The 23,272-nt window shown below is 58.6% G+C and carries 20 protein-coding genes, 2 tRNA genes and 2 pseudogenes; 14 read left to right on the top strand and 10 right to left on the bottom strand.

Annotated elements, in window-relative coordinates:
- Positions 1 to 136 precede the first annotated feature (136 nt).
- The 5 genes from QM780_RS08650 to QM780_RS08630 all read left to right on the top strand — a co-directional run bounded on the left by QM780_RS08650 (position 137) and on the right by QM780_RS08630 (position 5,092).
- Positions 137 to 1,576, top strand: coding sequence for an ATP-dependent nuclease (locus QM780_RS08650; protein ID WP_415070071.1), 1,440 nt, complete (start codon positions 137 to 139; stop codon positions 1,574 to 1,576).
- Positions 1,577 to 2,508: 932 nt separating this feature from the next.
- Positions 2,509 to 2,649: a hypothetical protein gene (locus QM780_RS08645; protein WP_415070070.1), complete on the top strand. Its 141-nt coding sequence runs from the start codon at positions 2,509 to 2,511 to the stop codon at positions 2,647 to 2,649.
- A gap of 238 nt (positions 2,650 to 2,887) precedes the next feature.
- Positions 2,888 to 4,153, top strand: a complete 1,266-nt coding sequence (locus QM780_RS08640) for a ParA family protein (RefSeq protein ID WP_415070069.1) — start codon at positions 2,888 to 2,890, stop codon at positions 4,151 to 4,153.
- On the top strand, positions 4,150 to 4,791 hold the full coding sequence (locus QM780_RS08635; protein ID WP_415070067.1) for a hypothetical protein: 642 nt from the start codon (positions 4,150 to 4,152) through the stop codon (positions 4,789 to 4,791). The genes QM780_RS08640 and QM780_RS08635 overlap by 4 nt, the downstream gene beginning before the upstream one ends.
- Positions 4,792 to 4,816: 25 nt before the next feature.
- Positions 4,817 to 5,092: a hypothetical protein gene (locus tag QM780_RS08630; RefSeq protein WP_415070066.1), complete on the top strand. Its 276-nt coding sequence runs from the start codon at positions 4,817 to 4,819 to the stop codon at positions 5,090 to 5,092.
- 276 nt (positions 5,093 to 5,368) lie between these two features.
- Here the strand turns inward: QM780_RS08630 and QM780_RS08625 are convergent, their stop codons facing one another.
- Positions 5,369 to 5,830 carry a hypothetical protein gene (locus tag QM780_RS08625; protein WP_415070065.1) on the bottom strand — a complete coding sequence of 154 codons (462 nt, stop codon included), beginning with the start codon at positions 5,828 to 5,830 and terminating at the stop codon, positions 5,369 to 5,371.
- Between the two features lie 157 nt (positions 5,831 to 5,987).
- Between QM780_RS08625 and pdxH the strand changes: the two genes are divergently transcribed.
- Positions 5,988 to 6,644 carry a pyridoxamine 5'-phosphate oxidase gene (pdxH, locus tag QM780_RS08620; protein ID WP_415070064.1) on the top strand — a complete coding sequence of 219 codons (657 nt, stop codon included), beginning with the start codon at positions 5,988 to 5,990 and terminating at the stop codon, positions 6,642 to 6,644.
- 67 nt (positions 6,645 to 6,711) lie between these two features.
- Positions 6,712 to 7,515, top strand: a pseudogene (locus QM780_RS08615) (DUF1499 domain-containing protein); the annotation flags it as partial.
- Between the two features lie 82 nt (positions 7,516 to 7,597).
- On the opposite strand, the gene QM780_RS08610 reads toward QM780_RS08615, so the two are convergent.
- From QM780_RS08610 to QM780_RS08600, 3 genes are all read right to left on the bottom strand, one after another.
- On the bottom strand, positions 7,598 to 8,506 hold the full coding sequence (locus QM780_RS08610) for an MBL fold metallo-hydrolase (RefSeq protein WP_415070063.1): 909 nt from the start codon (positions 8,504 to 8,506) through the stop codon (positions 7,598 to 7,600).
- Between the two features lie 89 nt (positions 8,507 to 8,595).
- Positions 8,596 to 9,858, bottom strand: a complete 1,263-nt coding sequence (locus QM780_RS08605; RefSeq protein WP_415070062.1) for an FAD-dependent oxidoreductase — start codon at positions 9,856 to 9,858, stop codon at positions 8,596 to 8,598.
- Positions 9,858 to 10,763: an AraC family transcriptional regulator N-terminal domain-containing protein gene (locus QM780_RS08600; protein ID WP_415070061.1), complete on the bottom strand. Its 906-nt coding sequence runs from the start codon at positions 10,761 to 10,763 to the stop codon at positions 9,858 to 9,860. Before QM780_RS08600 ends, QM780_RS08605 begins: the two co-directional genes overlap by 1 nt.
- 167 nt (positions 10,764 to 10,930) lie before the next feature.
- On the opposite strand from QM780_RS08600, the gene QM780_RS08595 reads away from it, so the two are divergent.
- Positions 10,931 to 11,713 carry an SDR family NAD(P)-dependent oxidoreductase gene (locus tag QM780_RS08595; protein WP_415070060.1) on the top strand — a complete coding sequence of 261 codons (783 nt, stop codon included), beginning with the start codon at positions 10,931 to 10,933 and terminating at the stop codon, positions 11,711 to 11,713.
- A 112-nt stretch (positions 11,714 to 11,825) separates the two neighbouring features.
- Here the strand turns inward: QM780_RS08595 and QM780_RS08590 are convergent, their stop codons facing one another.
- Positions 11,826 to 12,833 carry an NAD-dependent epimerase gene (locus tag QM780_RS08590; RefSeq protein ID WP_415070059.1) on the bottom strand — a complete coding sequence of 336 codons (1,008 nt, stop codon included), beginning with the start codon at positions 12,831 to 12,833 and terminating at the stop codon, positions 11,826 to 11,828.
- 200 nt (positions 12,834 to 13,033) lie between these two features.
- Here QM780_RS08590 and QM780_RS08585 point away from each other — a divergent pair, with 200 nt between their 5' ends.
- From QM780_RS08585 to QM780_RS08570, 4 genes are all read left to right on the top strand, one after another.
- On the top strand, positions 13,034 to 13,807 hold the full coding sequence (locus QM780_RS08585; RefSeq protein WP_415070058.1) for a DUF2793 domain-containing protein: 774 nt from the start codon (positions 13,034 to 13,036) through the stop codon (positions 13,805 to 13,807).
- A gap of 16 nt (positions 13,808 to 13,823) precedes the next feature.
- Positions 13,824 to 14,147 (top strand): hypothetical protein, encoded by a 324-nt coding sequence (locus QM780_RS08580; RefSeq protein ID WP_415070057.1) that lies wholly within the window; start codon positions 13,824 to 13,826, stop codon positions 14,145 to 14,147.
- A complete protein-coding gene (locus QM780_RS08575) occupies positions 14,147 to 16,174 on the top strand; it encodes a sialate O-acetylesterase (RefSeq protein WP_415070056.1) in 2,028 nt (675 codons plus the stop codon). The genes QM780_RS08580 and QM780_RS08575 overlap by 1 nt, the downstream gene beginning before the upstream one ends.
- 318 nt (positions 16,175 to 16,492) lie before the next feature.
- Positions 16,493 to 17,473 (top strand): glycosyltransferase, encoded by a 981-nt coding sequence (locus QM780_RS08570; protein ID WP_415070055.1) that lies wholly within the window; start codon positions 16,493 to 16,495, stop codon positions 17,471 to 17,473.
- 144 nt (positions 17,474 to 17,617) lie between these two features.
- Here the strand turns inward: QM780_RS08570 and QM780_RS08565 are convergent.
- Positions 17,618 to 17,694: transfer RNA gene (locus tag QM780_RS08565), tRNA-Pro, on the bottom strand.
- 282 nt (positions 17,695 to 17,976) lie between these two features.
- On the opposite strand from QM780_RS08565, the gene QM780_RS08560 reads away from it, so the two are divergent.
- Positions 17,977 to 18,051 (top strand) — tRNA-Gln (locus QM780_RS08560).
- Between the two features lie 27 nt (positions 18,052 to 18,078).
- Here the strand turns inward: QM780_RS08560 and QM780_RS08555 are convergent.
- From QM780_RS08555 to QM780_RS08545, 3 genes and pseudogenes are all read right to left on the bottom strand, one after another.
- A pseudogene (locus tag QM780_RS08555) lies at positions 18,079 to 18,779 on the bottom strand (transposase); the annotation flags it as partial.
- A 321-nt stretch (positions 18,780 to 19,100) separates the two neighbouring features.
- A complete protein-coding gene (locus QM780_RS08550) occupies positions 19,101 to 19,703 on the bottom strand; it encodes a class I SAM-dependent methyltransferase (protein WP_415070054.1) in 603 nt (200 codons plus the stop codon).
- Positions 19,700 to 20,431 carry a hypothetical protein gene (locus tag QM780_RS08545; RefSeq protein WP_415070053.1) on the bottom strand — a complete coding sequence of 244 codons (732 nt, stop codon included), beginning with the start codon at positions 20,429 to 20,431 and terminating at the stop codon, positions 19,700 to 19,702. Before QM780_RS08545 ends, QM780_RS08550 begins: the two co-directional genes overlap by 4 nt.
- Before the next feature lie 597 nt (positions 20,432 to 21,028).
- Between QM780_RS08545 and QM780_RS08540 the strand changes: the two genes are divergently transcribed.
- A complete protein-coding gene (locus tag QM780_RS08540) occupies positions 21,029 to 22,093 on the top strand; it encodes a hypothetical protein (protein WP_415070052.1) in 1,065 nt (354 codons plus the stop codon).
- Between the two features lie 123 nt (positions 22,094 to 22,216).
- On the opposite strand, the gene QM780_RS08535 is transcribed toward QM780_RS08540, so the two are convergent.
- Positions 22,217 to 23,134: a hypothetical protein gene (locus QM780_RS08535; RefSeq protein ID WP_415070051.1), complete on the bottom strand. Its 918-nt coding sequence runs from the start codon at positions 23,132 to 23,134 to the stop codon at positions 22,217 to 22,219.
- Positions 23,135 to 23,272 lie beyond the last annotated feature (138 nt).

Genomic DNA, 23,272 nt, shown 5'->3' with positions numbered 1-23,272 from the left:
CGCGCAGAACATGTCTTTGCGCGACCTAAAAGGCCATATAATTTTTCTGTAGAGAAGTTATTTTTGAGTTGGCGTGTCGCGCGTGACGCGGTAGCGCTAGCCTATGCTAGCGCTTAAAGCATCGTGGAGCGACCCAATGCCCTTATCCGACGAGATGCGGAGACTGCAGAAAAAATGGACTGGTCAAACCGGCTGGCCGAAACGCTTAGATTGGATCGAGGTTCAGGCAATCCGAGGTTGGACCGGCCAGCGCGTAGAATTTAAATTCCCCATCGTGGCAATCGTTGGAGAAAATGGCTCGGGGAAGAGCACGCTATTGCAGTCGGCCGCGTGCGCATATCAATCCGGCGCCGGACAAGAGGATACTCGTTACGCGTCGGAGTTCTTTCCTGACACCGCTTGGGACCAGATCAGAAAGGCCGAAGTGCGGTTCGGTTACAAAGAGGGCGCCGAACACAAGACCGGCAGCATTAGAAAACAGACGACACGCTGGCTAGGGAATGTTGATCGCCCAGTGCGTTCGATCGAATACATTGATCTGAGCCGAATTCAGCCAGTATCTGCGAGAGTGGGCTACGCAAAAATCGCAAAAAACGCACACACTGAAGTTTCATCAACACCGTTTGATACCGAAAGACTCAACCGATTTTCGTCCGTAATGGGACGATCTTACGATGGCGCGAAATTTGCGCTCTGCAGCATAGACGATAATCGACTAATCCCTGTGATTAGCAAATCCGAAACACCTTATTCCGGCTTTCATCAAGGTTCAGGTGAGACCGTCGCTGCTGAGTTTCTCCAGGCGGATCTGCCGAAATACGGTTTGGTGCTCATTGATGAGATAGAATCGTCTCTACATCCACGGACACAACGTCGTCTGATTAGGGATCTGGCCGATCGGTGCAGAGAGAGAGAGCTTCAAATCATCCTGACTACTCATTCCCCTTACGTCCTCGAAGAACTGCCGATGGAATCGAGAATCTATATTCTGGAGACAGAAGGGTCGAAGCGCATAGTTGCCGGAGTTAGCCCACAATTCGCGATGACTCAAATGGATGACGTGCAGCATCCGGAGTGCGAATTGTATGTTGAAGACGCAGCTGCAAAGGTTTTGCTCGCCGAAATATTAGCGGCACATGCAAAGCACTTATTTCCTCGTTGCGACATTATTCCTTTTGGCGCCGCATCGGTAGGATTTGCGCTTGGACAAATGGTCGTTGCGGGACGGTTCCCTCGCCCAACGTGCGTGTTTCTGGATGGTGACAATGCCCCGACGCCGGGGTGTGTTCTGCTTCCTGGCGGTGATGCTCCGGAACAAGTAGTGTTTAAAGATCTACGCGCACGAAGATGGGGTGACCTCTGGGCACGTATCGGGCGCGATATGTCAGCAGTTATTGATGCTTGCAATAACGCCATGACCTTGAACGACCACCATGATTGGGTACGTTCTGCCGCAACGACGCTAATGTGTGGAGGCGATACATTGTGGCAGGCAATGTGTGCCGAATGGGCCAAAGAAGCATCGACATCGGCCGTTGCACCTGTGGTTGATGTGATCGAGCAGAGTCTTCCTTAAGTCTCGTTTTTTTTCCAACGCTTCGCGGCGGCGCGCTCCGCAATTTCCTTTCTCCGCTTGGGAGAAATGGAAGCTGCGCGTGCCTTTCCGCCTCGCCTACCTAGGCTAACGGCGGCGGCATCCTTGCCATCTTCGGTCAACGTCTCCTCCTCTTCTCCCGTCGCAATGCGAGCGATCTTGATGGCGTTGCCAATTACGTCAGCAGGGCGCTTCTCGCCTTTGGGGCCTTTAGGCATCCTTTTTCTTTCCAGCCTTCGTTTTCTTGTAGGAAGGGAAACTCGTTGAATTCCATTCCCTCATGCGGTGTCCCCAGTCCTGGCAATCAAAGTAATCGCGGTCGCGAACCGTCGCACTGAGCCAAGTTACCTCGTACTCCGCACCACATTCAGGGCACGTCTCTTTGGGCATTGCAGCCTCCGAGTTCTCCGCCGGGCACCCGCGCAACATTGCATAGCCGATCCAAAACTTCGCGCCGAAACGGGTTCATCTCGTTGTGCGCACAATACGCACCTTCATATCGAAGCGCGCAGGCCACCTCGAACCAGTTCCGGTAATACCCAGATCGGGCCAACTCGGGGCCTCGCCACCGAATATAGTCTCTTTAGTCCGGTCATCCATAGCGCTAAGCATGCCCGAGGACGGCTGCAGTAGAGGCAAGGTCTGGGCCTGATCCTGTTTCCCCAGACGGTGCCCAAGTCCCTGGGCTCGGTCAGCCTTACGGCCTCTGGAAGCGACCTTTCGGACGCCGGACCCTTCCCCTCTACCTAGCGCTAAGCATAGCACGGGATCAGGCCGACCGTACCTCAGCGTCAATTCATTTATTTTTCAAACTGAGACACTACCAACAAACACCGACGGAAAAGACAGAACCGATCAGTTCCTCGACGCAGTGAGCACAAACTTTTGCCGTCGGGGTCGGGCATCGTCGCGCCATGAGGGGTTTATTTTCGCAGATCGTCATCGGCATCATCGTCACCGTCATCGGCGGCCTGATCACCGATGCGATGACCGGCGGTCACATGACGCGCCGCCTCGGCGCGCCGGGCTTTCATGACAGCTGGCGCGGCCGATAGCACGGACGCGCAATCCGCTCTTCGTCATCCCGAACCAGCCGAGATCAATTTCAAAGAACGACGCAACTCGCGTGCGCAACGGCGGCAGGCCGCAGCGGTGGAGGCGCCGTGCGCCATCAAAGCAACCGCAATTTGCGGTGCAGCGCGCGATCAAATCTGCCGGCAGGGCCTATACAGACGATCTGCTCTGCGCATAGTTAACGCATTTTGGTAGGCGTAAATTGTGTGGGGCGTATTTATGACTGAGTTCATTCAGGCCGTTTGGCAGAAGCTTGCAGAACATATCGGCCACGAAACAGCGACATTCGCTCTAGCTATCATAGGGTCAGCAATAATTTGGCCGTCCCTCGCATGGTGCGGAGGCAAATTATTGCAGGCACGGGATTTCTGGCGAAGCAGGCAAAGGGCGCTTGGGGCAGTAGGCCAAACACAAACTCCCGATGGCGCACGGGAAGGAAAGGGCGTTTGGACGCTGCGTCCCATCACGCCGCCGGAAAACTACAAAAATAATGTTCTTGGATCTCGAATACTCGCAATTGCAAATTTGAAAGGCGGGGTTGGTAAAACAACTATCGCAGCAAACATCGCCGCACATTTATCCCATGACGAAAATTGGCAAAAGCGAGTCCTCCTAATCGATCTTGATTACCAGGGTTCATTGTCGTCGATGGTATTTCCGGATGGTCAGACGTGGCTGCCACCAAAGGGAACCGATTCTGTGGCGACACTTGCTCTGAGTGGCGATGTTGCTCCCAGCACCTTTTTGCAAGCTTGCAAAAAGAGTCCGGTAGAGCCACGCCTCAAAGTGGTGACGGCCCACTACGATCTAGCTCAAGCCGACAATAGATTGTTAGTTGAGTGGTTGCTCAACAAGAAAAATAAGGATCATCGGGATCTACGTAGGAAATTCGCTGATTTGCTCATGGGCCGATCGTATCAGCCCAGCGAAATGCGGTACAATTTGGCCAAGTTGCTCCATTCGGAAGCGGTGCGAGAAAATTTTGATCTTGTGATAATTGATTGCCCGCCAAGACTCACCGCGGGCACGATACAGGCGCTATGCGCGAGTTCGCACGTGCTTATTCCCACTCTCCTGGATCACCCGTCTGGCGAGTCAGTGGTTTCCTTCTGCGATCAGATCGAAGGGCTCAAGGCGTCGGGTATCTGCCCATACTTGAGCTACGTCGGAATTGTAGCGAGCAGACACGCCGCACAGCAGAACGCGTGGCTCGGCGTTCGGAATGAAATTCAGGACCAGATAAATTTGCGCAATTTAAAATGCGGGTTCCTGCCCAGCCAAACATTTATTCCTCAGACTGTGGCGATGGTTCGCAATTCCGAGGAGGGCATCGCATACTTTTCGCTTCAAGGCTCACAACCCGCCGCAAATGCTAAGCAAGCAATTGTAACGCTTGCAGAACATGTAGCTGCTCAGATTTGTGTTCCTCGTGTTCCGTCCTTCGCGCGTGATTTGCAACTCGTTCTCCCGGTGGCTGCAGAATGAAGTGCATAGAGTTAGCTGACGCTCTAAAGCATCTCGAAGGGCTATATCGCTTTGGCGGCGGCTTCCCACCACAAGCAGTAGTCAACTTTGAAAAGTTGCTCGGGATTGCGCCGGAACTGTCTGTTGCGCAGCTCGGTAAAAAGCTCGACAAACTTACCAACTGCTCGGGTGGATCGGAAACGATAAGCGTCCAACAAATATCGGCGCTCTGCGAAGAGATAGCTTTATTTCTGAAGCCACTAGGAAAACCGCCAGTCGTTAAAGAGATCCGGCAACTTGCTGCTTCTCTCAATCGGCTCGAAGTCGTCAATCCCGACGACTTGACCGCAAAGGCGAAGATATCGAAGCAGCGATCCAACGCCCATGAAATTAGCGTACCAAGATCTGATTTAGTACAATTACATCTTCGCTCGTTGGAACAGGCTCTCGGAGATGATGCTGGATTTACGTCCGCATTTCGGGCGCTCGAAACCGATCCCAATTTGGGCACTAACGAGTACATTGCCTTGGCAAAGCATTTTTCGTTTGCAAGCACGAAATCGAAATCCGCAGCCTTAAAAAAAATCTGGGCGCGGCATCAGGCACTGATGACAAGTCGAGCAAAAGCAGCCGCTACAGCGGGTCGGATTGCCGGGTAGTAAGATTTCATGTTAGGCGGCCGGGATGAATTCGTCGCCACTCCGCCCCCTTACTGCCATCCTCGTCGCCGTCGAGACGCTAGTGGCGCTGTTCTACATCGCTGTCTTCCACCAGCCGGGGCGCAGCAACGCGATCACCAACATCGCCGTCGATAGCGTGACGCTGATCCTCGCCGCGATCTGGCTGGTGTTCGTGCTGCCCGCCATCATTCTCACGATCCGCGGCACGAGACCGGAACTCGCACTCGGCTTCGCACTCTCAGCCATCGCCGCCTTCGCCCTGAGCTTCGTGATCCTCTAGCGTCGCGCGCTCTCCTGCTTCTCACCGTCATGCCGGCGAAGGCCGGCACCCAGACGAGTTTCAGCGTGCTCCCGATAGAGTTTTGCCTGGATCCCGGCCTGCGTCGGGATGACGGAAAGGGCAGTCACGGGCTCCACAGCCGCGCCGAAGTCTCAAGTGTGCCTGACCACACCCCGCGTTTGCAGCCGACCCCCGCAGCGGATCCACATGCGCCAATAAAAAAGGCGGCTCGCGGCCGCCTTTTTCATTGGTCTGGGAGAGGATCGTTTGGGTAATTCAGCTTTCGACCTGCCAGATGCCGGTGGCCAGACGGCAGGCGACAATTTCAGTGCTCTTCGTCGTCGCGAGTCCGCTGAGGACGACGACGGCATGGCGGCACACGCTTCCGTGCGTGTCCTTGAACGACGACACCGGCTTCACGACGCCCGACAGCCGGCCATGATCGCGACGCCAGACATAGCTGGAGCCGTCCGCGACTTCGGTCAGCGCGAATTGAATGCTCTCGAGCGCCGCATATTCGTCGCTCTCATCGAGGATACCCCGGGCGTCCTTGACGTCGGGCAATTTCGGATCGGCGCTCGTCGCGCTAGGCTTGAGGCAGGTGTCGGCGCAGGCGCCGTGGTCGAACGCGTGTTCGGCCGCCAGAACGGCGCTCGTCGGGACGAAAATGGCCGCAACCAGCGCGAATGCTGTTGCGCCGGCCGCGGCTAAGGGGAAAAAACACGGATTTGAAGACATCACTCGACTGACCCTGACGCGACTGACACACACGTCGCCTGACGAGGCGACCATGATCACTGTGTCCTAGTATGGTTAATTTGGACTAAAGACCGAGTTCCGCGTGTCCCCGGACGAGGCGGCAACCACAATTAAAATCAAGCGTTGAGCACGCAACATGAGCAATACTGAAAATGCACCGGCCACCGCGCCGGAAAACGCTCCGGACTTCACCGGCGCGACCGATCCCTTTGAGCTGTTCGCCACCTGGATGGCGGAAGCCGAACACAGCGAATTGAACGACCCCAACGCCATGTCGGTCGCAACCGTCGATGCCAGCGGCATGCCGAACGTCCGCGTCGTGCTTCTGAAAAATGTCGATCCGCCGGAAGCGTCCGATCGCGGCTTCGTTTTTTATACCAACTTCGAAAGCGCCAAGGGCCGCGAGCTGCTCGCCAATCCGAAAGCGGCGCTGCTGTTCCATTGGAAAAGTCTGGAGCGGCAAGTGCGGGTGCGCGGTCCCGTTTCGCTGGCGTCCCACGGCGAGGCCGACGCCTATTATGCATCGCGGCCGAGGCTAAGCCGCATCGGCGCTTGGGCTTCGCACCAGTCGCGGCCGCTGTCGTCGCGCGATGTGCTCGAAGCCAAGGTCCAGCATTTCGAAGCGAAATTCCCCAACGAGGAGATCCCGCGCCCGGCCTACTGGTCGGGGTTCCGTGTCCTCCCCGTCGAGATCGAATTCTGGCACAGTCGGCCGTTCCGCCTGCACGATCGCATCGTTTTCCGCCGCGACGCGCCGCGCGACTCCTGGCACAAAACCCGTCTCTATCCCTAAAGCGCATCACAAAAAGGCGCGACTTGGGGTAGACAAGGCGGAAACGACGGGGAGCCTTGAGGCACGAATGGTGATGGATCGCATCGACGAACGCCGCCCGGCAAGGCGGCCGCGCGATCGCTATCGCTCGTCGCGGATCTATTACGCCGCCGATCAGCCGCCGTCGTTCCTCGCCAAGTGGACGAGCCGCATCGCCATTTTCGCCGCCGTTGCCGGCGTCGTCACTGCCGGGCTGCACCGGGTTTCGCTGGTGCAGACGCCGGTGGCGCTGACGATCGGCTACTTGCTGATTGCGGGTGCGGTGCTGGCCCTCGTCATGGCGCTGATCGCCGGCCTCGATATCTGGGTGACAGGCCGCCAGGGCGCTGCACGCGTGTTCTGCGGCGCGATCGTCGCGCTGGGCGTCCTCGCCGTGCCCGCGGCCGTCTGGGCGATGAGCTTGCGCTATCCCGCCCTCTACGACGTCACCACCGATCTCGCCGAGCCGCCGGAGTTCACCGCGGCCAAGGATCTGCGCGGCCCCGAATCCAATGCGGTTGCTTATGATGGCGACCGCTTCTCGCTTCTGCAGCGCCAGGACTACCCTGATCTCAAAAGCCTGCTCATCCCGCGCCCGGCCGACGACACGTACGAACTCGTGCTGCAGGCCGTCCACAAATTGAAGATGAAGCCGACGCTCGAAGTCCCGCCCGACGACGAAGACGATTCACCAGGCTTCATCGAGTTCTCCGAGCACACGCAAATTCTCGGCCTTGTCGACGACATCGTCATCCGTGTCCTCGATGAGGACAAGAACACCCGCGTCGATGTCCGTTCCGCCTCGCGCTACGGCTGGAACGATTTCGGCCGCAACGCCGAGCACGTTCGCACCATCCTGAAGGAAGTGGCGGCCCGCTTCGAAGCCTCCGTACCCGATCCCGACAAGGAAGCGGCGGCAGCCCGCAAGGCCAAGCTCAAAGCGGAGAAAGGTCGCGGTCAGGGGTCAAAGGCAGATCGGAAGCGACCAAACCTTTCTCGATCAAATATTCGACGTGAGCTTGAACGGAAAGCGTCGCGGCAGGGATCAGCTGGGGCGCGAGGTCGCGATAAACCTGGGGCACAATTCGACGAATAGTCGTCGCGCCCGAAGTCAACGCATCGAGCACCGATTTCTCGCGCCAGTTCCGGTGCAGCAGATATGCGCGCACCGTCCGCTGCGGATCGTTGAGCCGGTCGCCATGCCCCGGCAGGAACACATCATCGTTGCGATCGAGAAGAATTTCGAGCGATGCCTGATAGTCCGCCATCCGTCCTTCGGGCGGCGCGATCACGGTGGTGTTCCACGCCATCACATGATCGCCTGAGAACACCACGCGGCGGCCTTCGAGCGCGAAGCACAGGTGGTCGGGCGCGTGTCCGGGTGTGTGGATTGCGGTCAGCGCCCAGTCCGCGCCCTCGATCGTATCGCCACCATAGGCCGCAATGTCGGGCGCATAATCGTAATCGACGAAGTACCGCCCCGACGGCGAATTTTCCAGCGCTACACGACTGGCGTCCGGATCGCGCGGATAGGCGACCGTGACGGCGCCCGTCGCCGCCTGCAGCTTGGCGATGCCGTCGACGTGATCGCGATGCGCGTGTGTCGAGATGATGTGCGTGATCGGACGCGACCCAGCCGCTTTGAGGATCGCCGACAGATGCTCATCGCTTTCCGGCCCCGCATCGATGACGGCAAGCGACGTCGAGCCGACGAGATAGGTGTTGGTGCCCCTGTGCGTCAGCGGGCTCGGGTTCGGCGCGACGAGGCGCACGATCCCGGGCCCCATCGGCGACGGTTCGCCATAGGTGAACGCCATGTCGGTCTTGAATTTGAGCGAGTCCAAGCCCCAGATGCCTTCGCCAAGCCCTCGTTGATCGACGCCCGTTATAGGAAACCTCGGCGAACGACGAATATCCGGAAATTCGACGCAGGTTAACCGCGCGTTTTAATCCGCACGTGCTCCGGCCGGAAGCCGAGCCCGATCAGGCGACCGGCAACATGCGCGAGGATCGGCCAGCGCGCGATGCCCTTGATGAAACCCGGTGGGCCCGAGCGCGTTGTCTCGTTCGCCTCACGCTTGCGTTTCTCGCTGCGCATCATCAGCTGAATTTTCTGCGTCGCTTTGGTCGGGAACGTCCGCCGCTTCTCGAAAGCGGCCAGATCGTCGTCGGACGCAGTCCCGCGCATCAGCGGCGCGGCGAGAATGTTGGCCGCCGCCACCGCATCCTGGATCGCGAGGTTCACCCCGACGCCGCCGATCGGCGACATCGCATGCGCGGCATCCCCGATGCACAGTAGCCCCGGCCGCCACCAGCGCTTCAGCCGGTCGATGCGGATGCTCAACAGATGCACGTCGTCGAATGAGTGAAGCTCCTGCACGCGATCGGCAGGCAGCGGCGACACCGCCGCGACCATGCTTTTGAACGCCTCGATGCCGCCTGCCTTGATGTCGGCGTACGTGCCCTGGCGCACGATATATCCGCATTGCCAGTAATTGCCGCGATCGATCATCACGAAGCCCTGTCTCGGACCCGCGTGCCCCATCACATAAGGCGGATCGTCGGTCGAATGCGAAAACTTCATCCAAAGCACTTCGCTCGGGATGCCGAAGCTTTCAACATCGAGCCCGGCGAGGCGGCGTGTGACCGAGTTGCGCCCATCGGCACCGACGATAAGCGAGGAGCGGATCGTGATCGGCCCATCGGGAGAGGACGCGCGAAGGCCCGCGATCCTGCCGTCGTCGGTAATCAGATCCGTCACCTCGGTCCGCATCAGCAACCGGAAATTTGGATAGCGTCCGGCCTCGCGCGCGAGGAAATTCAAAAAGTCCCACTGCGGCATGAACACGATGAAACGGTTCTTGGTCGGCAGCCACGAGAAATCGGCGATGGTGATGTCTTTGCCGCCGATCTCGGCGTGCAGCGAGCGCGCTTCCGTGTGGGGTAGCTTCAAAAGCTCGTCCGCCAGTCCCAGCTCGTGCATCACTTCGAGTGTCGAGGGATGAATCGTGTCGCCGCGAAAATCGCGCAGGAAATCGCCGTGCTTCTCGATCACCGTCACGTCGATGCCGGCGCGCGCCAGCAGGAGGCCAAGCATCAGCCCCGCCGGTCCTGCACCGACGATAGCGCACGCCGTCGCTATATCTGGCTCCGTTATCGAGCTCGGAGCGGAAGCTGGTGAAGCATCCTGAGCCATCAGAGGGCGGGCTCCTGCGGCATTGCCTTCAACTCCATCGCATCGCGCTTTGGGGGCACCCCGAACATCCGTGAATATTCGCGGCTGAACTGCGACGCGCTTTCATAGCCGACCTGATAGGCCGCATCCGAGACGTGAACGTTATCGTCGGTCATCAGCTGGCGCGCTCGAAGAAGCCTGAGCTGTTTTTGGTATTGCAGCGGCGTCATCGAAGTCAGTGTTTTGAAATGCTGATGGAACGACGACGGGCTCATATGCGCCGCCGCTGCGAGATCGTCGATGCGAAGCTGATGCGTGAAGTTGTTGCGCAAAATCTGGATCGCCTCGGAAATCCGTCGCGTGCGGCTGCTCGGACGAACGACCTTCGAAACGTCGTCGCCGTGCGGGCCGGTCAGCAGCCAGAATGAAATTTCGCGCATGATCGTCGGATAGAGCACGGGGATGGCTGTCGGCGTCGCCAGCAGCCGGACGAGACGGACGACGCAATCGGCCAGCGCGCCGCCGAAATCGGCAACGAACGCGCCGAGCCCGACGTCGTCGTTGGGCACCGGCGGATGGTCGAGGTCTTCCATCACCGTGCGCATGATGCCGCCGTCGAGTTCGAGCACGAGCCCGATCATCGGCTTCTCGCGGCTGGCTTTCGTCACGCGGCCGACGGCCGGAATTTCGACGTTGACGATCAACGCTTGACCTTCGCGATAGGTCATCAGCGCCTCGCCGAAGATCACCTGCTTCTCGCCCTGCGCCACGATGCAGAGCGAGGGGCGGTAGACGATGTGCTTCGGCAGCGTTTCGTGCGCTGTGCGCATGAAGCCGAAGCCGGGGATTGGAGTTTCGAAAACGCCTTCGCCTCCGCCGTTGGCATCGGCGTAAGCGTTGAGAGCGGCGATCAGGTCCGGCTGCATCGTGCAACTCCGAAAGGGTTTGCTGCGCGGGTTGATAATAGGCTGTCGTCGGGCCGCCTCCAATCCGCTTTGGAGGATTAGGCAAGAAATTCGAGAGTTCCGGCATTCAAGCGGAAAGCATCGTCTCCTACATCCTGCGCATCGGAATTTTTACGTTGGAGCACGTCATGGGCCAGGAAAACGCAGCAAAACCAGAGCAGAAAATCGCGATCATCACCGGCGGTAGCCGCGGGCTCGGCCGCAACACCGCCGTGAGCGCCGCCAAGCATGGCATAGATTCGATCATCACCTATCACTCAAATCGGGCAGAAGCGGATGCCGCCGTCGCCGAGATCCAGGCGCTGGGCCGTAAGGCCGTGCCGCTGCAACTCGATGCCGGCAAAACCTCGACGTTCGATGCCTTCGCCGCCGAGGTGAAGCGAGCTCTGAAAGAGACCTGGGGCCGCGAGACTTTTGATTATCTCGTCAACAATGCCGGCATGTCGGCGCCGGGCTCGATCGCGGACATGAAAGAAGACGATTTCGACGCACTCGTGAACGTGCACCTCAAGGGCATGTTCTTCCTGACCCAGAAACTGCTGCCGCTGATCAAGGACGGCGGGCGCATCGTCAACATCTCATCGGGCCTCGCCCGCTTCTCGATGCCGGGCTATGCCGTCTACGGATCGTTGAAGGGCGCTGTTGAGACGATGACGCGCTACATGGCGAAGGAACTCGGGCCGCGCCGCATCGCCGTCAACGTCGTCGCGCCAGGCGCCATCGAGACCGACTTCGGCGGCGGCCGCATTCGCGACAATCCCGAATTGAACAAGATGGTCGCTTCCGTCACCGCCATGGGCCGCGTCGGCGTGCCCGACGACATCGGTCCGATGATCGCGGTGCTGCTGTCGGACGAGAATCGCTGGATGACCGGCCAGCGCCTCGAAGTCTCCGGCGGCATGAATCTTTGAGGCGAGCCTCAATCGTAAACATCGTCATCCCGGCGCTGGCCGGGATCCAGTCAAGTATCCGAATGCTGATAATTGTCTGGGTGCCGACCTTCGTCGGCATGACGGCAATTGATCAAACCCCGTAATACGACCGATACCAACTGACGAAGCGCGTGATGCCGACATCAAGCGGTGTCGATGGCCTAAAGCCGACATCGCGCGCGAGATCGTCGATATCGGCATAGGTTTTTTCGACGTCGCCGGGCTGCATCGGCAGGAACGTCTTCTTCGCCTCGCGGCCCGTCGCCTTCTCGATCGTGGCGATGAAATCCATGAGCCCGACCGCATTGTTGTTGCCGATGTTGTAGACCCGGTACGGCGCCGACGAGGTGGCGGGGTCCGGCTTGTCGCCGTTCCAATTCGGATCGGGCGCCGCAATCCTGTCGGCGACCCGCACCACACCTTCGACGATGTCGTCGACGTAGGTAAAATCACGCGCGTGCTTGCCGCCGTTGAACACTTCGATCGGCTCGCCCGCGAGAATTTTCTTCGTGAACGAGAAGTACGCCATGTCCGGCCGGCCCCACGGACCGTAGACGGTAAAAAACCGGAGCGCCGTGATCGGCAGGCGATACAGGTGCGCGTAGGAATGCGCCGCAAGCTCGTTCGCCTTCTTCGTCGCAGCGTAGAGACTGACCGGATGATCGACGTTGTCGTGCACGCTGAACGGCATCTTCGTGTTGGCGCCGTAAACCGAACTCGACGACGCCATCACCAGATGCGAAACGCCCGTATGGCGGCAGCCTTCCAGAACGTTCTGCGTGCCAACGATGTTCGTTTCGATATAGGCGTGCGGATTATGTAGCGCGTAGCGGACGCCCGCCTGCGCCGCCAGATGAATGACCTTGTCGAAGCGCTGCACGCGGAATAATTCCGCCATGGCGCCGCGCTCGGAAATATCCAGTCGCTGGAAGGAAAATTTCGCACGGCCGCCGAGATTGACCAGACGCGCTTTCTTTAAAGCAGGGTCGTAATAGTCATTGAGGTTATCGATGCCGACCACTTCGTCGCCGCGCTCGAGCAGGCGAAGCGCGGTGTAGAAGCCGATGAACCCGGCGGCGCCCGTCACCAGAAATTTCATTGCGGCAGCCCCCGTCCCGGATTTTCGGCCTCAGTCAAAGACGACAGTCCGGGTTTAGTCGCTCCGCCGATGGTGTCAATCGCGCACGACGGAACGCCCTTCGCACCGCTCCCCAAAATAAATTTCAAAAAACTTATCCCCGCTCATCCGGGCGGCCGTATTTTCATTCCCGGGAGGTTTGCTGCGGATGTTGCGTGATTATGAACGATACGCCGAACCTCGCACTGCCCTTCATTCTGGCCGCCCAGGCCCAGAAGCACGTCACGCACAACGAGGCGATCCGGGCCCTCGACTGCCTCGTTCAGCTTGCCGTCGAGAGCAGCACGCTCGCCGCGCCGCCATTAACGCCGGCTGACGGTGCCCGCTATATCGTCGCCGCCGCTGCTATCGGCGACTGGGCCGGGCAAAGCGATAAAATAGCCGCGTTCCAGGACGGCGCCTGGGCGTTTTATGAACCGAACGAAGGCTGGATCGCCTGGGTCGCCGATAGCCACGAGCTGCAGGTCTATTCGGCCGGAGCATGGGCGCCTTTCGCGGGCGGCGGCCCGATCACCGACCTCGACAACCTCGCGCACGTCGGCGTCAACGCGACGGCCGACACAACAAATCGCCTTTCGCTGAAAAGCCCGGCAAGCCTGTTCGACAACGACGGCAACGGTCATCAGCAGAAGATCAACAAGCGCGCGTCAGGCGACACCGCGAGTGCGCTCTACCAAACCAACTATTCCGGCCGTGCCGAAATGGGGCTGACGGGCGACGATGACTTCCGCTTCAAGGTCAGCCCCGACGGCTCGGCCTGGCATGAAGCAATCCACATCGACCGCAACACCGGTAACGCCAAGCTCGCCAGCGGTCTTTTCAATATCGCAACCACAACCGCGCCCGCTTCGCCCGCCGACGGCGACATCTGGTTCGACGGCGCAAACATCAAGATGCACATCGGCGGCACCACCAAGACATTCACATTGACCTGACGAAGGAGAAGCCACTTTGGCCAAGACACAGATAGCGTTCGGATACGTGCTCAACAATCAGAGCGCAACGAGCGCGCCCGCGATGCTGAAGACGCCTGTCAACTGCCAGGACATCACGCCCTCGGCGACGAGCACGGCGACGACCAAGACCGCCGACGGCACGCAGTTCAACGCCAACCACCAGCCCTGCTGTCGCGTCGCGACCGACACCCAGATTTACGTCAGCTTCGGCAGCGCCCCGAATGCTTCTACGGATACTGAGCGGTTTCTGATCCCTGCCGGCGCCGTCGAATATTTCTACGTCAAGGACGGCGACAAGGCCGCAGTGGTGACGGCCTGATGATCAAGAGCGTCGGCGGGTTCATGAGCCGGAAAAGGGGAATAGTAGTAACCATCGACGGCATTTTTCTCGATGGCATCCCCGATCAGAAGATTTTTCAGCGCGATATCGGGCAGACCAGCAAGGCCATGCCGGTCTCGGGCTATTACGGCAGCTTCACCGCGACCGCCATTCAGGTGCAGGTGCTCAAATCCGCTGACAACAGCGTCGTCGTCGATTGGACGACGCTCGATGCCGCGCCCACCGGCGGACACTTCTCAGGCACCGTCACCGTCCCACAAGGCGGCGCCTATTACCTCAAAGTCCGCGACAGCGTCTTGAAGGCGAAGACCGCCACGCTCGCAACCTCGTTCTTCGTCGGCATGGTCCTGATCGGTTACGGGCAATCGAATTGGCTCGGTCATGTCGGAACCTCGGGGAGCCCGCCATCGGCGAATGCGCAGACGAAAGTCTACGACGGCGACACCGCGACCTGGGGAACGACGATCTCAGGCGGCAACGGCATCCGCAATCTGATGAACGACCTCAACACTGCCTTAAGCGTTCCCGTTGGCCTCGTTTGGGGCGGACAGGCAGGCGTCGGGATCAACGCATTGATACCGGGCGGCCCCTATGGGCTTTACGAAACGCTTGCAGCAAGACTTGCGGCAGCGGGCGGCGATGCGGAGTTCATCTGTTTCCACCAGGGCGAGGGCGACGGCGCCGGTGGCTACACCACTTGGCAAGCCAATCTCGACACGATCCACGGCGCGCTGGCGACTGCGACGGGTCGCACGAAAGCGCAGATGCCGCTTCTCTGTTCGAGCCTCGCACGGCATACGACAGACGACGGCTCCGGTAGCGCGAACTGGGCTGCTGAAATGGGCGTGCAGCGCACCGTCAACAGCGCTTATGCCAATATGTACTATTCGCACTCGAACATGGATGCGACGCTCGCTGACGGCCTGCATATGGACGCGACGAGCTACGGGCGCTCGGGCAAGCGCTACGCCCGCTCGATCCTGAAGTTGCTCGGCAGCGTCTCGACCGCGCCGCCTTGGTTTATTACCGGCGTGTCCCGGCAGAGCACGACGGTCACGCGCGTCACGCTTGCCCATTCGATGGGAACGGACTTCACGCCGACGAGCGGCATCACCGGCTTTGAAGTCAGTAGCGACAATTGGGCAACCTCGATCACCCCGAGCTCGGCTGCTCGTGTCGATGCGACGCATATCGATCTGACGCATTCCGCCGTTGCATCAAACCTAAGTCTTCTCGTGCGCTACCAGTACGGCGTGAGCCCGGATATATCCGGCGCTGTCGTTGACAACAGCACGCTCGCCTCACCGCTCAACTATTCCTCGCCCGACACTCTGACGGCGGCGGGCTCGGTCTCTTTGCCGACGCCCTCTTACAAGGGCCACGTTCAAACAGCCAATCAGGGCAGCAATCTCTACCGCGCCACGAACGTACCGCTCGGAACGGCGGACGCCAATCGCCGCGTCATCTTCGCAATTACCGGTGCCAATGGCACGTCAGCACCGACTTCGATAACCATCGGCGGCATCGCTGTAACGACGGTCCGATCGGACTTCCCGACACCTTCGAGCACGAACGTCGTCTCGTGGTACACGGCAATCGTCCCGACTGGGACGACGGCAAACGTCGATATTCAGTTCCCCGGCACGATCTATTTCACGCCTGAGGTTATCGCCTGGACGGTCGATGATACGACGCTCAGTTCATCGACGGCCGTCGATGCGCAGCGCAACGGCTCAAGCACGGCCGGGACAACCTTGGATGTCAACCTGACGACCTCGGCAGGCGGCTTTATTCTTGCCGTTGCGGCGACCGGCACGGCAGCGTCCACGCTCGCGCTTTCCGGCACGGAGACATTTGTCGAGCGGGCCAACTACGGCATCGGCGGCGGCAAGGCGGTGGCGGCGGACGCTTCCAACGTCGCTGCGGCGACCAGCGCCTCGAACGTCACCGTCACGGAAAACACGTCAGGAACGCGCCTCACCGTCTGCGCGGTGTCGTTCCGTTAGGCGGTGCAGCCTTCGACGTATGGTCAGAAACGTCGCGGCAATTCCCGAGGCTAATCACGTCCGCGATCTTTGCCAGCCGAATATGATGGTTCGTTTTTAGAAATTGCTGCTCGGTCCAACGATGCTCGATATATGCGAGAGGTATCAACTTCCCTATGATGGGAAGAGCCCCGCAGGTGGGCGTTCAGAGAGAGAGCAAGTTTGGTGTGGTCATGGGTCGGACATAGGCTCCGTGAAGTCGGTGTACACCTCGATCGTTTGCGGCAGGATAGCCGGATTCCACGAATCGCCTTCTCCGTAGGCGACGGCAACAATGGCATGGCATCGGGTTTGAGGGGATACGCTGTCGCGCAACAGCTTCGAGACTTTGGCTGGCGTTCGATTGTTATTCCCAAGCAACTCGAACTTGGCCAACGACAGCGGCTGATGAAGCTAGAGCAGCCGGATGTCATCGTTCTGCAAAAGAGCCACCACCCATTGAATCGGCCACGCTTTTATCCGGGAGCAAAGTGTGTCTTCGATATCGATGATGCTGATTTTATCGACCCGGCGCAGCGCGAGGGAGTGATCGAATGTATGAGGGAATCGGCCTGTGTGATCGCGGGCAGTAGGCACGTGGCGGAGTACGCGCGCCAGTACAACCCCGCGGTCGATATCGTTTGGACCGGTTCCCGTCCACGGTCGGGGGTACCAATGCAAAAACCTGATCGACCGGTCGTTGCGTGGGCAATATCGAGCGCAAGCGACTATCCGGAAGAACACGCTCTTATTCAGTCAGCGCTTGATCGAGTGAAAAGTAAGGACTGGGAGTTCTGGCTCTTTGGAGTAAAGGATGGCGATTCCAATCTATCGCTAGTGTCCTCTCTTGCAGATAGGGGGATCCAGACTCGAACCTTTGGCTTTCTATCTTACGAGAAGTACCTCGACACGCTCGAGCAAGTGTCAATTGGACTTGCGCCGCTAATGCCGGCGCAATCCCAGTTCAGTGCTGGAAAGTCATTCGGCAAAGTGTTGGGCTATCTGAACTGCTGCGTGGCAACAATCGCTTCGAACTGCGCCGAGCACCCGATGTTCTTCAGGCATGGCAAGAACGGCTTCTTGGCATCTAGCCCGGACGAGTTCGCCGAGTGCATCGATCTCCTGCTCTCCGATGCAACCTTACGTGAACGAATTACGCAACAAGCCCACCAAGACTATATCGATAAATTAAGCCTTGATGCTGTCGCGCGCCGCACGGATGAAATATTGCGCAAGGTACTGAAGGGTGATGCGCTCCGTCCAAACGAATTCGCTGGCTAATAGTCGCGAGCGCTACGCGGCGACCGACCTCAAGGGTAGGAAACCCGTGGCAGTCTCCGGCGTTTCCGCGACGCGAGGCGGGCCACAGGTTTTTTCATATCTCAAAAAATGCGTGAGAGAGGGCCGTTAACCCATTGAAAAGACTGGTCGGAGCGAGAGGATTCGAACCTCCGACCCCTTGCTCCCGAAGCAAGTGCGCTACCAGGCTGCGCTACGCTCCGCCCGACCGTCAGCCCGGATTATAGGCTTCTCCCGGCGACCTGTGGAGGGCCTGGGAGAGGCGCGTTATAGCGACCTCGTTCTCATACCGCAAGCGTCTCCGGGCCGCGAATTTTCGTGGTTCTTCATGCAACAATGCAAAGCCCCCGCCGGAGTGGCGCTTCGCCCGGGAGCCGTCTGTGGAAGCCACAGGCGCGAATTGCCGCCCGCCATTGCCGGGCCGCGATCGACTGACTATGGTGCCGCTCCTTCGACGGTTGCCCGCCGTCGTTCCGGCGCACTGGTGGGATGTAGCCAAGTGGTAAGGCAGCGGATTTTGATTCCGCCATTCGGAGGTTCGAACCCTCCCATCCCAGCCATAGTTTTCAGCTCGCGGGCGACGCGGTGCCCGACAGCGAGGTGTCTGCCACCAGAGCCACGCACTCGCGCGTGAAGTCATCGACGACGGTCAGGACGCGGGACCGGCGCCTGTCTGCGAACGCGTCCGAGACGAAGTCCAGCGACCAGTGCTGGTTCCTGCCTTGCGGCACGGCTGCTGGAGCTCGTATGCCAAGCGCGCGCTTGCGGTTGACAAGACTTTCCTCCCGTAGATGAGAAAGAGCTTTTTGTGGTTCACGGTGAAGCCTTCCCGTCGCAGCAGCAGGTGCAGACGTCGGTAGCCGAACCGGCGGCGTTGAGCCGCCAAGGCTTTCAAGCGCGTGCGCAGCACACCGTCATCACTTCCCCGCCGATAGCGATAGACCTTCGGCGCGAGCCCGATCAGGCGCACGCACGGTGTTGCGAGTAGTCCTTCTCTTCGATCGCCCAGCTCACGGCGGTTATCCTCGCGGGGGGGGGGTGTCAGCAGCTCTTTGAGGGTAGCATTGTCGAGCAACTGCTCGGCCAACAGCTTTTTCAGCTTGCGGTTATCGAGGGTCCTCAGCCGCTTGGCCTCTGACACATCGAGACCTCCGTACTTAGACTTCCAGGCGTAAAACGTCGCCAACGAAATCCCGTGCCGGCGACAAACTTCGGCGGTCGCCATACCGGCTTTCTACTCCCGCAGGATCGCGATGATCTGATCTTCCGAAAACCTGCCCTTACGCATTATCCGTCTCCTTCTCGGATTGACGGTCTCTACCTCAAATCGGGTACCTCAGGAGGGGCAAGGTCAGAGGCTTTGGTCATTTACTTTGAATGGCTCAAATTCACGACGATCGCGGTCGCAGCCGGCCGAAGTAGATGGCATGATAATCTGCGAGGTTGTACGTCGGGAAAGGAGCACCATGCATGACCGACAGCAAGCCTTCTCCGAAGGGCAACGTCATCGCAAACACAGTTTTCGAAAACAATATTGATCGATTACGCCCGCGTGTACAAAAGCACTAGGGAGCGACAGACGGCGACAGGTCGGGAAAATGCGACAGAGTCATCGCTTCTCAAGCCGGGTGATAAAGTGAAGACCCCTGTCGAATATCAGCGTGAAGGGCGCAGGATAGATAGCCAGCTTGTCTTCCCAGACGACCGACTTAACAGCCAATTTGTGGAATAGTTCTTGCCACTCTGCTTTACCCAAATAATTGTAGGGGAGAACGACTCCATGAGGAGCGTTGCCGACCCAATCCATAAAGCGCAGCGTCGGTCGGGCCAGGACGTCATCTGCAAGATGGTCTTTGATGATTATACCAGAGCGCGAAACTCGCAATACTTCTTGAAGAATAAGACCAGGGTCATTGGTATGGTGTAAAACGTCAACCAACATACCGTAATCGAAAGTATTATCGTCGTGCGGAATGCGTTGTCCGTCAAAAGCTTTGACTGGTATGCTCGTCTTCGGACGGATCATAATGTCGATGCCCTCGATCGCCAAATCGGGGCGCTTTTCGAGGATTAATCTATCGACGCTGCCATCTCCGCAACCGACGTCCAATATAGACGAGCCTGAGGGGATGATATCGGCCAACTGGTCGGCGAGCACCCTGACGCGCCGGTCAAGGACCGCCAGTTTGTGTGTGGCAGCCATTAAGTTCATGTGATCGATCCCTGTCGCTGGCTGAAGATGACGAAATAATGGATCAAGAAGGTTCCCGGAGCCGCAAGCAACGCGATGGACGTGAAGATCAGCAAATTCGCGAATATGGTATCGGCGATAAGATAGCGCAGGAGATCAGTGCTGAGACCGATTGCGAGACATTGCAAGCCGATATGTTTTACAAGTTCAAGCAGGAATGAGCTACCGTTTCGGAAGGCAAATTCGCTCTGGACGAAAAATGCGAGACGAATTATTGCGGCATAAATTCCGACGCCAATAGCCGACTTATGGGCGAGGAAAAATGCGACAAGAACCACGGACAGCAACACGTAATCTCCTGTCGCGAAGGGCTTAACTAGTAAAAATCGAAATATCTTTTGTCGCGGCGCGCCGTCCGACAAAGATCTGCCGCCGCTGATCCTTTCACACCCCGCATGGGTATGCCAAGAATTCCGAAAAGGAACGCTGCAACCGCAGCCTGAATTTACCGTGAAGACACGCGCACCGACCTCGCGGGCAGCCGCTTGAGAGCCGTCGATTTCCCAATTGATAGAAGCCCTCTTCAGAAACGAGGACGGCTCCAGGATGCAACCAACATTTGTTTTGGTCTCATTGAGGTACGACATTAAAATCGTCGGATCGAGCGCGGCCGGCAGTTGTTCTTCGTCAATACCAGAAGATATTGTCATGCGCCCAGCCAGCACCAAATCGATCGCGCCTGGAATCATTATAAGAAAATTTCTATTAAAGAGAACATACATTGCTCAATAGGACAATCTCAATGTCCCTTTTGAATTTGTTTTTGGTGAACCTCCTGCTTGCCTGGGGGCGTTCCTGATTGGGAGCTTCATCTGTCTGTACTCGCGACGTATCGTAGTTAGAAGTCGTAGCTCCGTGAGCAGCGGCGTTCGGTATTCGACGATTGCAGCGGAATGATCTTCAGAGGCGGGTCAAAATTGCGCCGGTTCACACTTCAACCAAATGAGCCGCTTACTCTCTTAGATCAAACGTCCCACTGTCCCGAAAGCTCTGACGACGGACAGTCGTCAGCAAAGCGCGAATACACGCCACTCGAAGTCGGTAAGATCGTAGCGGCCCATGATTTAATCTCCTACGCAGAGTTTGAATCACGTTCCAGATGATCTGGGTATCCTTTATGAGTTCGCCACCCAATCGCAACGCAATATTCGTGCGCTTTGAATTTAGTCGTTAATTCTGCCTGGCTTGTACGCCATTAGGTGAGCAAGCCCCGTCATTGCACTGCCTGCGGAATATTTGTATTTGTATTTTGCCGTGCCAACGAAAAAGCGAAAGGACGCCTCGACGTGATCGCGTGCATAGCTGAAGACAGGCGCAGCGAAATCGTCCCGATTAAGCTCTGCATCGCCAGCCTCGCCCGCCACGCACCCGACCTTCCCATCGCGCTCTTCTTTCCTCCCGTCGATGCATCCTTCAGAAGCTGGCTTGCGCGTTTTCCGAAGGTGACGCTTCACGTCGAGGGCGTTCCGTATGCCCGCGGTTGGAACGTTAAAGCCTTTGCGTTGCGCTCGCTTCTCGATGCCGGACATGCCGACGTCTGGTGGATCGATTCCGATATTTTGGTGTGCTCCGATTTCCGCGAGCTGCTCGGGCCGCTGGACGCGCATGATCTCGTCACGACGGAAGACGCGATTTACGGCAAGTATCGCGATGAAGGTTTTCGCGCGCAAGCCTGGGGTTTCGAGCCCGCACGGCGATTGCCCTTCACGCTGAATACCGGTGTCGTCCGCGTTACGAATATCCATCGCGCCCTGATCGAGGCGTGGTGCGAAGCGCTCGACAACCCCATCTATCGCAACGCTCAGTCGCTTCCGACCGCGGATCGGCCCTTCCACTTGCTCGGCGACCAGGACGTGCTGACCGCACTCCTCTGCTCGCCGCAGTTCGCAAGCGTTCCGGTGAAGATCTTGCGACGTGGGCAGCATATAATCCAGGACTTCGGACCTCCCGGATATCTTTTCGAAGAGCGGCTGCGCAATCTGGTCTGGCCCGCGGCGCTCGTTCATCCGCAAGTCGAAAAGCCGTGGAAGCGCGCGAAGATGGCGCCCTCGATTCGCGACCTTAGAAGCTATCTGCAGTACATGCGGATGGAGACTTCACCCTACCTACTGACGGCCGCCAAATACGCGAAAATTGTCGATGAGCCAATGCCGTGGCTCGCCTCCCGTTCATGGGGCGGCCGACTTCTCCGGGCGCTCGGCTTCGGCGTCTCTGCGCTCAGCGGGCTGCCTGTCGCAGGCATTTATGGCATTGGCCGCCTCGTTCGCCACTTCAGAGGCATTGACGACGGTTTCGATCCGGGGGCGGCTTTTGCCCAACTCGATGATGCGTGGCGCGTGACTGCCGTTTAATGGCCGCCTGCAGCCGCTGCTTGCAGTGCGCTTCACATACAGGCGCTCGGCGTCCGGAGCGACGCGACCACAGACAGACTCGGAATGTCTTGGCCGGTGAACTCGGATTGTCCGCGACACTCATCATGGAGACGCAGGCGCAGCAGGAGGCGAAGGCGCAGGCACAGCAGAAGGCGCAGGTTCAGCAGAAGGCGTAGCTGACGGCGAGCCGGAAAACCCGCACTGCTTCTGTTCCATCTCGATCTGCTTCGTGATGCGGACGGCATTTTGCGCGTAAGCCTCCGTCACGGTGCCGTGATTGACTGTCTTATCCTTCAGCGGACTGACGTGTTCGCACAGATGGAAAACATGCGGCGTCTCGGATTTCTTGGCGCCGTTTTCCGGCGCGATCCAGTACACGACGTCCTGACCAGCGGGATGATCCGCGTCCTTCGTAGCGTCCGCCACCGCTGCAGAGTCCTTGGCGATATCTTGCGCCTGGGCGGCGACATCGGGCGAACAGGCCGTGGTGGGCTGTCCCGCCTTGATCTGGGTAGCGCAAGCGTTCATGTCCTGAGTGTACTGCTCGACTGACGGAGGCTTGAGGCTGACCCCCATCATCGTCGCGATCAGGGCGAGGACGGCACCGACGCCGCCAGCGATCTTCTTGCTCTGAGGGTCGAGGTCCTTGTCGTTGAAGATCAGAAAAATCAGCGGGAGAAACGCGATCACCGTGACGATCGCGCCGAGCTGATTCTGGAAGAAGAAGCGCGCCTTGTCGGATTCTCGGGCCGGGTCGTGCTGGTTCGCGGCCTTCCACAACATGCTGCCGGCGATAGCGAAGACCGCGATCCCGACCAGAAGGCCGATCAGCAGCGGCATGTTCCCGTGATCGAACTTGTGCTGGCGAAGTAAGATGATCCCCAAGATCTCGCCGCCAATGGCTACAGCCCACGCGAGTGCAGCAAAGATCCGGAGGCGCGTGGCAGCGGATTTCTGCCCCTGCGTCGCTTGCCAGTCCTTAGTGACGTCGCCCTTCGGAGAAGGCTTGCTGTCGGTCATGCCTGGTGCTCCTTTCCCAGAGTACAACCTCGCAGAGTATCATGCCATTTGCTTCGTCGTCCGGCCGCGACTGCGATCGTCATGAATTTGAGCTATTCAAAGTAAATGACAAAAGCCTCCTTTAGTCGGGGGCCGGCA

The sequence above is a fragment of the Hyphomicrobium sp. genome (genome assembly GCF_047600905.1).
Lineage (GTDB): Bacteria > Pseudomonadota > Alphaproteobacteria > Rhizobiales > Hyphomicrobiaceae > Hyphomicrobium_B.
The sequence above is the reverse complement of the archived record's forward strand: the minus strand, read 5'-3'. Positions and strand labels throughout refer to the sequence as shown.

Coding starts and splice junctions, on each gene's coding strand:
- QM780_RS08630 (WP_415070066.1), top strand. CDS start 4,817: ATGAATTCGTCGCCACTCCGCCCCCTTACTGCCATCCTCGTCGCCGTC.
- QM780_RS08575 (WP_415070056.1), top strand. CDS start 14,147: ATGATCAAGAGCGTCGGCGGGTTCATGAGCCGGAAAAGGGGAATAGTA.
- QM780_RS08535 (WP_415070051.1), bottom strand. CDS start 23,134: ATGACCGACAGCAAGCCTTCTCCGAAGGGCGACGTCACTAAGGACTGG.
- QM780_RS08600 (WP_415070061.1), bottom strand. CDS start 10,763: ATGCAGCCGGACCTGATCGCCGCTCTCAACGCTTACGCCGATGCCAAC.
- QM780_RS08605 (WP_415070062.1), bottom strand. CDS start 9,858: ATGGCTCAGGATGCTTCACCAGCTTCCGCTCCGAGCTCGATAACGGAG.
- QM780_RS08625 (WP_415070065.1), bottom strand. CDS start 5,830: ATGTCTTCAAATCCGTGTTTTTTCCCCTTAGCCGCGGCCGGCGCAACA.
- QM780_RS08645 (WP_415070070.1), top strand. CDS start 2,509: ATGAGGGGTTTATTTTCGCAGATCGTCATCGGCATCATCGTCACCGTC.
- QM780_RS08635 (WP_415070067.1), top strand. CDS start 4,150: ATGAAGTGCATAGAGTTAGCTGACGCTCTAAAGCATCTCGAAGGGCTA.
- QM780_RS08640 (WP_415070069.1), top strand. CDS start 2,888: ATGACTGAGTTCATTCAGGCCGTTTGGCAGAAGCTTGCAGAACATATC.
- QM780_RS08650 (WP_415070071.1), top strand. CDS start 137: ATGCCCTTATCCGACGAGATGCGGAGACTGCAGAAAAAATGGACTGGT.
- QM780_RS08550 (WP_415070054.1), bottom strand. CDS start 19,703: ATGAACTTAATGGCTGCCACACACAAACTGGCGGTCCTTGACCGGCGC.
- QM780_RS08585 (WP_415070058.1), top strand. CDS start 13,034: ATGAACGATACGCCGAACCTCGCACTGCCCTTCATTCTGGCCGCCCAG.
- QM780_RS08595 (WP_415070060.1), top strand. CDS start 10,931: ATGGGCCAGGAAAACGCAGCAAAACCAGAGCAGAAAATCGCGATCATC.
- QM780_RS08570 (WP_415070055.1), top strand. CDS start 16,493: ATGGCATCGGGTTTGAGGGGATACGCTGTCGCGCAACAGCTTCGAGAC.
- QM780_RS08590 (WP_415070059.1), bottom strand. CDS start 12,833: ATGAAATTTCTGGTGACGGGCGCCGCCGGGTTCATCGGCTTCTACACC.
- QM780_RS08545 (WP_415070053.1), bottom strand. CDS start 20,431: ATGATTCCAGGCGCGATCGATTTGGTGCTGGCTGGGCGCATGACAATA.
- pdxH (WP_415070064.1), top strand. CDS start 5,988: ATGAGCAATACTGAAAATGCACCGGCCACCGCGCCGGAAAACGCTCCG.